Annotated in this window: 7 protein-coding genes; all 7 read right to left on the bottom strand. The window is 42.8% G+C overall.

Annotated elements, in window-relative coordinates:
* Nucleotides 1–30: 30 nt before the first annotated feature.
* A complete protein-coding gene (locus QUA20_RS05865) occupies nt 31–5,376 on the bottom strand; it encodes an AAA family ATPase (protein WP_333186382.1) in 5,346 nt (1,781 codons plus the stop codon).
* An 86-nt stretch (nt 5,377–5,462) separates the two neighbouring features.
* A complete protein-coding gene (locus QUA20_RS05860; RefSeq protein WP_333186379.1) occupies nt 5,463–5,768 on the bottom strand; it encodes a hypothetical protein in 306 nt (101 codons plus the stop codon).
* A 97-nt stretch (nt 5,769–5,865) separates the two neighbouring features.
* A complete protein-coding gene (locus QUA20_RS05855) occupies nt 5,866–7,263 on the bottom strand; it encodes a hypothetical protein (RefSeq protein WP_333186376.1) in 1,398 nt (465 codons plus the stop codon).
* A gap of 59 nt (nt 7,264–7,322) precedes the next feature.
* Nucleotides 7,323–8,180, bottom strand: coding sequence for a tetratricopeptide repeat protein (locus tag QUA20_RS05850; protein WP_333186661.1), 858 nt, complete (start codon nt 8,178–8,180; stop codon nt 7,323–7,325).
* A gap of 87 nt (nt 8,181–8,267) precedes the next feature.
* Nucleotides 8,268–9,056 carry an SAM-dependent methyltransferase gene (locus tag QUA20_RS05845; RefSeq protein WP_333186372.1) on the bottom strand — a complete coding sequence of 263 codons (789 nt, stop codon included), beginning with the start codon at nt 9,054–9,056 and terminating at the stop codon, nt 8,268–8,270.
* 140 nt (nt 9,057–9,196) lie between these two features.
* Nucleotides 9,197–9,469: an AAA-like domain-containing protein gene (locus QUA20_RS31935; RefSeq protein ID WP_445304646.1), complete on the bottom strand. Its 273-nt coding sequence runs from the start codon at nt 9,467–9,469 to the stop codon at nt 9,197–9,199.
* 46 nt (nt 9,470–9,515) lie between these two features.
* Nucleotides 9,516–12,020 carry a glycosyltransferase family 2 protein gene (locus tag QUA20_RS05840; protein WP_333186369.1) on the bottom strand — a complete coding sequence of 835 codons (2,505 nt, stop codon included), beginning with the start codon at nt 12,018–12,020 and terminating at the stop codon, nt 9,516–9,518.
* Nucleotides 12,021–12,417 lie beyond the last annotated feature (397 nt).

Here is a 12,417-nt window from a genome sequence, read left to right as displayed (position 1 = left end):
TGACACTGCAGCGACTAAATTTTCCCATACTTACTTCTGTTTGATTACTACCAAAGTAATGTCATCAAATACTTTTTGCTCGCCGATGTATCGCCGCAGGTCGTCAATAATAGCTTGCTTGATTTCTGCTGCTGACTGTTCCCTGTTAAAGACAACAATTTCAATCAATGGCTCGATACCGTATTCATCTTTATTCATATCAAAAGCTTCGGTAATTCCATCGGTGTAGAGTACGACAACATCCCCGGAATTTAGCTGTATTTCAGTAGTAGCAATGAAATCGGCAATATCTGGTTCCAAGGCGATCGGAAAGCCTAACTCCATGGTATCAATCTGCTCTACTTCGCCACTGGAACGCACGACAATCACCTCTTCGTGCTGTCCGCTCAAACGCAGGATGTTGTCGCCCCGATATTCCAGCAAAGAAAGGCTCATACTTTTACCGCAATTCATGCGTTCTACGTTGTCAAAAAGCGTTTGGTTGACTGTCTGCAATAATTTAACTGGGTCGGTTTCATTGTGAACCAACAAAGTGCGAATTGCTGTTTGCGCCATAATCATTAACACGCCGCTTTGTAAACCGTGTCCTGTCACGTCACCGATGCCAATTGTGGCTTTACCGTCATAATTTAGTACGTCGTAGTAGTCGCCACCAACTTCATCAGCAGGTTCCATGAATGCAGCAATTTCTAGCCCTTCAATTGACTCTAATTCCTGCTGTTGAGGCAAAATCATTTGTTGCAGGCGGCGGGTTACGTCTAGTTCGGCACTCATGCGAAGGTTTTCTACTTTTAGCCGTTCGTTCAAACTCAATATTTCTGCATTAGCTTGGGCTAATTGTGCGGTGCGATCTTTTACTTTTTGCTCTAAAGTTCGGTTGTAATCTTCTAATTTATCGTAGAGGCTTGCATTTTCAATCGAGATCGCAGCTTGAGCGGCAATGATTTTTAAAGTTTCGACTCTTTCCGAGGTAAATGCGCCGATCGCCAAATTATTTTCTAAGTAGAGAATTCCACCTAGTTTGCCTTGATTGAGTAGGGGAGTGCAGAGGATCGATTTGGGCTGAGTAGCGGTAATGTAAGAGTCGCGGGTAAATTGTCCTTCATCGGTGGCGTTATTTAATACTACATTTTCGTGGCTGCGAGCGACGTAGTTAACTATGGCGGTTGATAGCAGGGGAATTCCAGTTGCAGGATCTACAGAATCTACGGGAATGGATTGCATAATGGTAATGCGATCGCATTCTAATGCTGCTTCCGCTTCAATCGCCCAATTCCCGCCTTTATCCAGAATGAGAAAACCTTTTTGGGCGCCTGCGTTTTCGATCGCAGTTTGCATCACCTGGTTTAACAATTGTTCGAGAACGATTTCACCGGAAATAGCATGGGATGCTTTCATTACTGCGGCAAAGTCTAGCGCTTCGCCGGAATTGCTACCAGTTGTGGTGATTGGATTGATGATATTATTTTCAGTATCTGTTCGGGTTGAACTAAGCGACTGAAGGGCTAAAAATTGCGGGTATCGCGATTCCAAATCTTTGACTTTAGCTACAGCCCCCCAGCGCTGATAAGCATAGTGGGCATCTTGCAAGTAGTGACGGGCAACATGATTTTGGTTTCTAGCTAAATAAAACCTGCCTGCTAGTTCGTAAGCGAGGGCTTCTTCGTTGAGATACTCGTTTTCGCGGGCTAAGATGATGGCTTTATCGTAATATTCTCTGGCATCTTTATCGTTGCCCAATACGCGCTCGCGTTCCGCTTCGACTAGATAGAATTTGTGCAGGTAATTCATGGGAGCCTGCTTTGCCCATGTTTCCATTTTTTCTTGTTTAGCAGCAACCTTTGTCAGGATTTCTTCTCTTGCCGTTTCTGAGGAATTAGGATATAGCGCCAGTCGGGCTAACATATCATATAAATAGACAACAGGGAGAATAAAAAACGAAGTGGCATTAGCTGAGTATTCTTCAAAGTGGTCTGCATTCTCCACAGCTTTCTGAAATTCCTCGAAAAGATAACAGAGGATAACTTTATGGGAATAAGCGTGCATGAGCGCAGTTCGATCGCCACTTTCTAGATGAACTGGTATCATCTTTTGTTCATCGTATACTTCACCAATCAAATAGCACTGATTTTCTACTTGTTCCGCCAAGTTCAGGATCGCCTGCATATAGATTTTAGCCCAATGAATGTATGCTTCCTGTTTAGTTTGATAGGCAACTTCAAGGGCTTTCGCCGTCTCTTTCTTGGCATCGGTCAGATCCACACCGCTGAGGTACAAAGCGTAAGCATAGCCTTGCCTAACACTAGCAGCATATTCAAGATCTCCTGTTTCTATCGCACATTGATAAGCTTCCATGCAAAAAGAAGACGTGTCTCTGAGCGGTTCATTCCAATGCTTGATAAATCCCATATATATTACATAAATTCTTGCTTTGAATGTTTTATCTTTGAATCGTTCTAGTAAGTTCAAAGCAAGTTTTCCAAACTGATAGCCAGCGTCAAGCTCTCCTGACGAGCAGAGGATCAGCCCGTAACCCACGTATGGATAAGCAGAGCTAGCAGCATTACCATACTGAATCGATAAATTCACCTGTCGGCACCAAATTAACAAGCTCAGTTGATTAATTGCTATGAACGCAGGACTCATCAAGTAGTTCATCACCCGCATAGCTGCTAGTTTATACGGGTCGGTCATTTGCGTTAAGTCAATTAACTCCTGGGCTTGCCTGCCCGCTAAAGCAGATTTTATCTGCTCCATCTCTCGTGTCAGATCGGATTGGTTCGGTCGTTCCGGTAATTCGACCCCAAGTAATTTCAGAACTTCCAGCCCAATTTGGATCGCCTCTAGGAATTTCATTTGGGCGCAATAAGCTTGCATTTTGATTTCATAGACTTTTACTTTGTCTAACAGCGTTTTGGCTTTTTGCAAAACTACCCCAGCTAAGCGCTCCATTTCATCGTAGTTGGCAATTGTATAAGCTGTTTCTGCTGCTTCTAAATGCAAATCTAAGGTAAGGTTGTACTGCTGCGACCAACTCTTTTTATTTAACAAAGTTAAGCCGATCTGAAGGTAATTGAAAGCGGGTTGGCTAGCTGCTGAAGATTTGGCTTTTTTACCTGCCTGTAAATTTAATCGAGCTAACTCGTATCGCTCTATTTGTCGCTCGATCAGCGCACGACCTTTGTTCAAATGATTGACAATATCAAACAGCTTCTGTGCCAGTTCTTCAGATGGTGTATTTTGGAGTAACAACCTGCCCACGCGCAGATGTACTGACTGTCTATCTGCTTCGGAGATGAGAGAGTAAACTGCTTGTTGAATGCGATCGTGGGCAAATTTGTATTCTGCAACTAACCGATCGGACAAACCTGCTACATCAAGTTCCGCCAACTGATAGGCATGGCTGAGGGGTATAATTAGACCCGATTGGAGTGCTGACCGTAAATCTGTTGCTGTTTCTTGGAGAGATTTTTCGTAGATAATCGCCAGTGTTTTCAAGTCAAACTGATTTCCTACGCAAGCTGCTAATTTTAAGACTGCCTGAGTTGCTGTCGGGAGTTTTTTTACATTTTTGCTCGTTAGTTCTAAAACGTTATCTGTAAGCGGTTGCGCTTTGATTTGTTTTAAGTCCCACTGCCATTTCTGAGATTCGTAGTTAAAATACAACCATGCTTCAGAATGCAGTGATTTTAAGAATTCATTGATAAAAAACGGATTGCCACCAGTTTTTTGCTGGAGCAACTCGGCAAGTGGCTTAGCATTTTTTGATTCCGCAAAAAGCGTATCAACTAAAAGTTGCGTAATATCGGTTAACGCTAAAGGTGCCAGCAATATTTTATTAATGGTTGTTACTTTTGCTTTGGCAATACTTTCCAAAATTTGAGTTAGCGGATGCGCCTCGGTTACTTCATTATCGCGATAGGCGCCCATGAGAAATAGATATTTATTATCTGCTACTGTCATCAGCAGTTGAATTAATTCCAGCGAGGCTATATCTGCCCACTGTAAGTCGTCTAAGAAAATTACTAATGGATGTTCGGGCTGAGTAAATGTCTTAATAAATTTTTGAAAAACCAGATTAAAGCGATTCCTCTGTTCTGCTGGAGGCATATCTGGTAGGGGTGCTTGCGAACCAATAATTAGTTCTACTTCAGGAATAACTTCAATGATTACCCCTCCAGCTTCCCCTAATTCTGCTTGGAGTTTCTCTCGCCACTTGCTAATTTCTGCATCGCTTTCTGTTAGTAACTGCCGTACTAACGAACGAAATGCCTGAATTAAGGATGCGTAGGGAGTATCTCGTTGAAACTGGTCAAACTTACCAGAAATAAAATAACCGCGTTGGCGAGTCAGCGGCTTATATATCTCTTGTATTAATACTGTTTTTCCAATCCCAGAATATCCAGAAACCAGCATCATTTCACTGGTTCCTTGGCTAACTCGCTCGAAAGCAGCTAATAGGGCAGAAATTTCCCGCTCTCGTCCGTACAGTTTTTGGGGAATTTGAAATCGATCGGAAATATTCTGCCGATCGATTGGGAAAGGGTCAATTTGCTCTTTGCCCTGCCATTGTCTGAGACATTCTTGTAAATCTGCCTTTATTTTATATGCTGATAAGTAGCGTTCCTCAGCATTTTTGGCCATTAATTTCAACACGATCGCTGAAATAATTGGTGGAACTTCTCGTGTGAGTTCGTGCGGTGGGATAGGTTGTTTGGCAATATGAGAATGCACTAATTCCAAAACATCATTCGTGGGGAAAGGTAACTGTCCGGTTAGTAATTCATAAAAAGTTATCCCCAGCGAGTAAAAATCAGTGCGGTAATCGATTGTTCGATTCATGCGACCTGTTTGTTCTGGCGAGATATAAGCCAGCGTTCCTTCTAACACGTTCGGGTTAAGAAAGGTTGGGTTTTCTCGCGACAGGGTTGTGGAAATTCCAAAATCAATTAGCTTCAGCTTACCTGTCTGCTGATTTAAAACAATATTTGATGGGTTAATATCTTTGTGAATAATATACTGCTGGTGAATCTGACCGAGAATGTCAACAATCTCAATTGCCAGGTGGAGAAATTCAGCAATTGTAAATTGCTTCTTAGCGATTATCAGATTGAGGGATTCGCCGCCAAAATCTTCTAACTCAATTACCCACTGATTTTCTAGGTTTTGGAAGCTGTAAACATCTATTACGCCTGGTAAGTTAATGTTTTGGGTTATTTCATACTCTCGCTTAAACCAGGCAATTTTTTCAGGTGAAGGATAGGATTCTTTGAGCATTTTGAGGATAACAGGCCGATTGTCTGCTTGCCGATATCCGCGATAGACTAAGGAGTTACTGCTCTCATGCAGTTTTTCAGTAATTTGGTAATTTTGCATAGTTAGGTTTTTATGACAAAAAACCGCAACAAGTGCGGTTTGAGCTTATGAAATATCAATCCACTTTCTAAAAGTGTAGAAAATTATTAGTGATTTGACATCGATACCGCATCCTCATCAGAGTCAGGTTCGGGTTCTGACGGTGGAGAAGGAGGAAAAGGGTCTGGATCTGGCAACGGATCGGGGCCGGGATCGATTAAAGTTATAGCAAACCGAACTCGTTCCTCTGCAAAAAGTGCGGCAATTTTAGCGTTTTCACCACTCATCATTGCGGTTTGTTCTGCTTCAGATAAACCCACTTCGTCCATTAAGGGACTGGGGTTGTTGAGGAAAGCACTTTGTTTCTTCGTGTCAAGTGCTAAATCTGTTAATAAATCCAATAGGTTATTCATGGGGTATTCTCCTAAATCTCTAAGGTCGTGAACGGCAAAGAAGTAAGCTAATCGTCATTGATTTTTTCGGTTGATTTTCTGGCAACTAAGGATTTCATTAATTGGATCCATAAAATTTTAACACTCTTCCATCATCGTGCAACTCTTTAACTATCTCTATTTTCTCTTTATCTGAAAACACAGGAGTTTGATAAAGCCTTTCTGTAACGTAGTAAGGATTGATGAGGACTGCAAGCTCTAGATAAGGTTTTGCTTTACCAATATTACTTTTGTTTGCCAGAATATGGCTTACTTCACAAAGAAAGAAAAGAATATAACTGCACATCTCTTTCAGTTCAAAGTTTTTCCACAGCCATAATTGAGGGTCTTTTTCAACACCTGATTTAGAGTATTTTATCACATCTTCCAAAATAAGCTCCTTTAATTTATGTCCCTCCTCAGCATGACTATTTATCAATTTCAACTCCTCTATACTAACTGACGGGTCTGGAATATTAATTTGATGTCGCAATATGTTTTTACATTTTTGGCAAAACTCCACTTCTGTATCTTCAAAAAATTGCTCTAATTTTCTTTGAATATTTTTAATGTCATCTGGTTTTAATGAGCCCCCGTCTTCCTTCTTTTGGTTAGCCTCAATTATGGTGAGAATTAGCTTAGCCATCAAGTCACCTGGACTAAGTATCAAAGCTTGTTGGAGAAAAGCGATCGCCCTAACGTAATGCCTTTTTTTCTCATCGCCTGATTGATTCTTGGTCAAATAAAAAGACAGGAAAGCGTGTTCGTAAAGATTTACCCTGCCACTTTTTAAGAATGGAACGGGAGAAGAAGACTGTTGCATAATCTTCATACTCGGAGCTATTACAGCTTCAACTTCCACATCCCAGAATGAATTTTTGTAGTCTTGCTTCAATCTGTAAACTGTCGCTCGCATACCCCATGCCCAAGCGTATGTGGGCATGAGTTCAATCGCTCTGTTAAGGCATTTCAAAGCCTCTTCTGCTTGTTGTTCTATTTTTTCTTTTCCTAAATAATTTTCTAAATTAGGTGGCTGAGATATCGACTCATTAAGGAATTGGATGATACCCTCAGTTATATCCAGGCGATAGGTTGCTCCCAAGTGAGCTAATGCCCACGCATAGTTGCTGCTTTCTTGTTGAGGGTGAAGCGCTTTTCGGAAATGCTCGATCGCCTTTTCAACATATTCTGGCCTTCTGTTATTTTCCGTAATTGCTCGAAGACGATAGGTTTCACCTAGCTGTGCATGAGCCCAGAAATACCGATCGTTTTTGTCGATCGCTTTCTGTAAATAAAGTTCTGCTTTCCCATAATCCATCACATGGTAATAGCTTGCTCCTAAGTGAGCATTAACCCAAGCATTGTCAGGATACATTTGGAGTTGTTCAAAAATCTCGATCGCCTGTTCGTAAGCCCCTGACAAGCGAAGAGTTTCTGCTTGTTGAGCCATCATCATATCGCTGATATCCATCTGCATAAAATTATCCTGAAAAGACACTTGATGTTTAATTACTTGAAATTTGTTTTCTCAAACACTTAACTAGCGAGTAATGCCTGAGTTCTCGGGTCGTCCCGCCAATCCAACCAAGCTGGATCGTGACCGACTAACTCAATGGCTTCATCGTTGATCGGAATAGCTTCTCGCAGATATTCCCATGCTTGTTCGCAGTTACCTGTCAAGATTGCTAAACCGCAGAGTCGGTAGAGAATATCTCCCCGATCGCCCGTTTCCCATTGAGAAAGCAATGCTGTTCGCGAGCGCTCGATTTCGCTTGCTGCTTTGTCCAATCCCTGCCAACGCGCCTTAGATACTGCGATACAGTACAAAGCTGTAGTGTCATCAGCAACCTGTTGCAACCTCTCTTCGCAACAGGCGATCGCCTCAGAATATTGGCCGTCATAGCAAAGCAGTAACCCTTTCTCAATTTGCCAATTTTTCCCCCGCAATATGTTTTCGTCAAGGGCGATCGCTCGATCGAAGTCAATCAAGGATTGCTTGTAGCACTTCATCAACTCATAGATGCGGCTGCGATAAGCGATCGCCCAAACATAATCCGGCTGACGCTCAATTGCTCGATCCAAGTCAGCCAGCGCCTTTGGGTAATATGCTTCTCCCAGAAAGCGGTAGGTTACGCCTCGGTGAGCGATCGCCCAATTATAATCAGGGTTCAGTTCAATAGCGCGGTTAAAATCTGCTAGAGCCTCCTCATAGCGTTTCATCAAATAATAGGTTTCGCCCCGGTGTGCGATCGCCCAAGCATTGTTAGGTTCCAACTCGAGCGATCGGTTGAAATCGTCTAAAGCTGCTTCAAAATGTCCCGTCAGCCGATGAGTTTCACCCCGATGAGCCAGAGCCTTAGCATCGTCAGGGTTTTGTTCTATATAAAGCGACATTACCACATTTTTTCTCCTCTAACACATACACTTTTTATCTGCTGAACAAAAAGTGTAGTTTTTACTACATTCTCTTGGCGAAATACCTTAAGTTTCTTTAACAAAAGACATACCCAACCGCGCCATCATTTCACTGTCTACAGGTGCAGGCGCTTGAGGCGGAACATAAAGTGTCGAAACTAGAGTAACACGAGTCTGAGCCAGTTTTGACAGAGGAATATGCTGGATAACTGGCTCGCAAACCGGGTAATAAACCGCTGCTTCGTAAACAATTACTTCGTGGTCAGAACCATAGTATGTTTCTAACACTTCAGCTAACACAGTTAGACCGCGCAATTGAATCCCTTCTTGATAAAAACCCAGATTGCCGATCGTCGCAATTTGCCACAAAATTAAAGCACTGGTCGGGTCAAATTTCCGCCTCCGAATCAGAAAATCTGTGGCCTCAAAACTTTGACATCCGTGGCGTCCTGGGTCAAGACCCAAATCAGCAAATAAGCAATCTTCCGCTGAAATTCCTGGTAACATTTGCGCCCTAAAACCTTCACGACGCGCCTGTTTAATCGCTTCATGGGTGGGGTAAGCGAAAACACCGGGATGACCGTAAAAAACAGCACAAACATTCAACCCCTGACGAACTTCAGCCAAAATGCGATCGACCATTTCTCGATAAGTTTCTCTACGCCGCTGATTGTTGGTATTGTAAGGTAAGGCTTCTGCGGTGGGATTGAGTGTCTGTAGCCATTTAGCAGTAACAGGATCGGCTACGGCGAACAGAACTTTGTCAGCTTGCTCGATCCACGCCTTCGCTGCTAAGGTCAGATGACCAACTAATTGAATTCCCGTCCCGACAACAGTTAAAGATCCCGTTTTCAAATGTAACTTCCTCCAAGCGATCGCAAAATGTGTTTCAGTTATGGTAGTAACGCAAATTGCTAGTTATATAATTAAAGCTGCTAAGAGGTAAAAAGTCGATCGTCAAATTGCGATAGGCAAAACAAGCGATCGATATCGTCTCAAACTAACACTAAAAGTTTGGTTGTTGAGAGTAGCAAATACTGCTCGAAGTACATCTTGCAGCTAACCTGACTGCCAAATAACTCATCCCAATATTTTGCTATTTGATTGCCCAGTTGCAAACCCAAACCGACGTTGGCGCAGAACCACCGCAAGAATTTTTCCAAATCTTGAAAACTTTTTCTATTTGCTAACTGAAAATGTATAAATATTTTTGCAAGATTACTTAAAAGATATGAGGTAAGGTGATCTAAAAATCCATCAACCTTCATCTGCTGATATCTGCCGTGAAAAATTCCCAACTAGGAGAAATTTGCTCTAAAGTTGCGAAACTCCGATCGGCCTAACTGACCTCTTCCTCTCAAAAACAGCCCTTGGTTTCAAAGCAATTCTCAACAACAGCCACAGCGATCGCCATTCTCCGGGAGTTTCCTGCCGCTTCCACTGGCCCGGGCGACAGTACAGCATTTCGATCAAACAGCGGTGCTGGCTAATATTCAGGCGATCGAACGCAATTCGCACCGTGGGAAATTCCGCAAAATTGCACCCTGCTGCATCATTAAAACTCGAATCTAACTGAGATTTATCCCTCACCAGCTCAATCTTAGCCACAGGAATAAAACAGTTCTCTTCCATAATTTCCAGAGTCGCCGAATCGCAATCAATCAAACCTTTGGCCAAACGACCCTCAGTGCCGAACTCAACAACAGACGGCGCTAGCGATCTCCTTGCTTTGACTGCCGCACTGCAAGGGAGCGCGTTTATTTTACCCTGCGATAAAATTGTCTGAACGGCATATTTTGGCAAAATCTCTACTGGCGTCAAACTCTCTTTACTGCCCTTACCTTTCACCGCAAAGCTTGGCCACTGAGTCAGAGCAACTTCAGCGCCACTTTCCGAAATTACAGTGGTTATACCCCAAAAACTTTTACCGCCAATATTTAATTGTACAACCCTGCGTAAATTGAACCATTCGTAAATGTCCGGCTTAGGAATATCCACCAAAATTAGTAATGCAATCCCGATCATCAGCAGGTTGTAAGCGCTCCAAATCCATCCCAAACTCATTCCTTTTGACAAACAATGTGCACTTTCTGATATTGACTGTACGCTGCACAAATTTTTAACTAAATTAACGTTTAAATTGTGCCATAAACTGAAGGCTGTAGCTGCGAACAAGACAATCAAAGGCCATCCCAAATTCCAGTTAAAACTAAAGCGATCGCTCGCAATTCCTTTCGGCGTCACCTGAAACCCTTTCCCAAAGGGATTCAGCATGGAACTCACGACAGTCACCGCTAAAGGAATACACTGGACGAACGAATAAATATCGGAAAGCAAAGCCGATCCCGATCTGCGGTTCAGCCAAGAAAACACAGTAAGTTGTACCAAATAGTAAGGCACGAAAAAGTACAGCAATTCCCGCGCACTTGCCCGCAAAGGAATTATGCCGAAAAACGAATAAGCTAAAGGTATCAACAGATATAAAACCCTGGTTAAACTGGTAAACCAGTGCAGCAATCCTTCCAAATGAGACAGCCTTTGTACGAATCTGAGACCGCGAATTGTTAAAGGATTGGAATCAATAAAAAATGCCTGAAGCGTTCCTCTAGCCCAGCGTAGCCTTTGATTTAGATGAGCCTCTATATTTTCAGCCGCCAAACCAGCACTCAATTTTTCATCTAAATAAACTAAGCGATATCCGGTTGCTGACAGCCGAATTCCAGTAAAATAATCTTCGCAGATTGAATCTGTGACCAAGCCTCCCGCTGCTTCTAAAGCGCTCCGCCTAACTACAAAAGATGTACCGCAACAAACCACGCTGTCGGCGCTGTCTTTGATGATTTCAATTTGCCTGTAAAATATTTCTTCTTCCGGCGCGAGCACATTTTCTAAACCTAAATTGCGGGAGATTGGGTCGTGGTTGTAAAAGCTTTGCGGTGTTTGAACGAGGGCGATTTCGGGATTTTGAAAAAATCCCACTGTTCGAGTTAAAAAGTTTTTAGTGGGAATAAAATCTGCATCGAAAACTACAATTAGTTCTCCATTAGTTAGGGCTGTGGCATGATTGATGTTTCCAGCTTTGGCGTGAATATTATCGGGTCTGGTTATATACTCGCATCCCAGTTCTTTTGCCAGCAATTTGATTTCAGGGCGTTTGGTATCGTCGAGTAAATATACTTTTTTGTTGGCGTAATCTAAAGCTTGACAGCCGATTACAGTGCGCCGTAAAATAAAAGCCGGTTCGTTGTAAGTTGGAATAAAAATATCTACTGCCGGGGCGAAGTTTCCAGCTTCAACTGCAACTGCCATGCGATCGGCTTCTCGACGCCGGTCTTTCATTCTCAGCATTAAATACAGTTGAATACTGGTGTTAAAAACCATTACCATTTCTAGGAAAAACAGCCCCAAACTAAAGATACCGTTGAGGGGGTCGGTTAAATTTAGAGTAGCGAGCGATCGCCACAAAACGTAGCGAATGGTTAAAGCTAGAACTATTGCAACTACCACAGCGCGCGACCATTTCTGCGGTTGAGGCGAAATTTTAATTGCAGCTAAAGCGGCCGAAACCAGCACAAAAGTCGGCACTAACAAATACATCTTGCTCGTAGCAGGCACTTGCAGCAACACAGGCGGGTTTTGCTGCCAAGTGTTGATTGTGGCAAAAATACCGCTGACTGTACCTTCATTGGCAAACCAGGCTCCGGCGATCGCACCTGCGAAAGCAAGAGCACCCAACACGACTAGCGTTGCCGCCGGCACCCGCGAAATTCGCCAAAAGCGGGGTTTCAAGTCTTGAAGGTCAAATCTTGAATTTGTCATAAAATATATTTAAAATTCCCGATTGTACCTGCAACAGTCCGGGTTTCCTGCTGTCCACTTTTTAATCCTGTTAAAAATTCCGAGACACCCCAATGATTGTATTTACATTTTTTAACATTGCGATCCTTGTATGATAGTTGATTTTGCTTGCTAGTGGCAAACCGATCGGCGGGTTCAATCCGGGCAAAGTATAACAGATATTGAAGGAAGTTCGGCAACGGATTCGCTTTCTTCGGAGGTAACGGATGTCAGGAAGAAGTCCGAGAGAAAAAGCAAGAAGGCTTTAAAAAAGCGATCTAGGATAGAAGTCAGAAGCAATCGAACGCGCGGTGGCTATAACAGCAACATATCCTTGATATTATGTGCGATCGAACAACCGCAATAAAATTCGTTTGTA

The organism is Microcoleus sp. Pol7_A1 (assembly GCF_036701085.1).
Classification (GTDB): Bacteria; Cyanobacteriota; Cyanobacteriia; order Cyanobacteriales; family Microcoleaceae; genus Microcoleus; species Microcoleus asticus.
The sequence above is the reverse complement of the archived record's forward strand: the minus strand, read 5'-3'. Positions and strand labels throughout refer to the sequence as shown.

Coding starts and splice junctions, on each gene's coding strand:
- QUA20_RS05860 (WP_333186379.1), bottom strand. CDS start 5,768: ATGAATAACCTATTGGATTTATTAACAGATTTAGCACTTGACACGAAG.
- QUA20_RS05865 (WP_333186382.1), bottom strand. CDS start 5,376: ATGCAAAATTACCAAATTACTGAAAAACTGCATGAGAGCAGTAACTCC.
- QUA20_RS05855 (WP_333186376.1), bottom strand. CDS start 7,263: ATGCAGATGGATATCAGCGATATGATGATGGCTCAACAAGCAGAAACT.
- QUA20_RS31935 (WP_445304646.1), bottom strand. CDS start 9,469: ATGAAGGTTGATGGATTTTTAGATCACCTTACCTCATATCTTTTAAGT.
- QUA20_RS05840 (WP_333186369.1), bottom strand. CDS start 12,020: ATGACAAATTCAAGATTTGACCTTCAAGACTTGAAACCCCGCTTTTGG.
- QUA20_RS05850 (WP_333186661.1), bottom strand. CDS start 8,180: ATGTCGCTTTATATAGAACAAAACCCTGACGATGCTAAGGCTCTGGCT.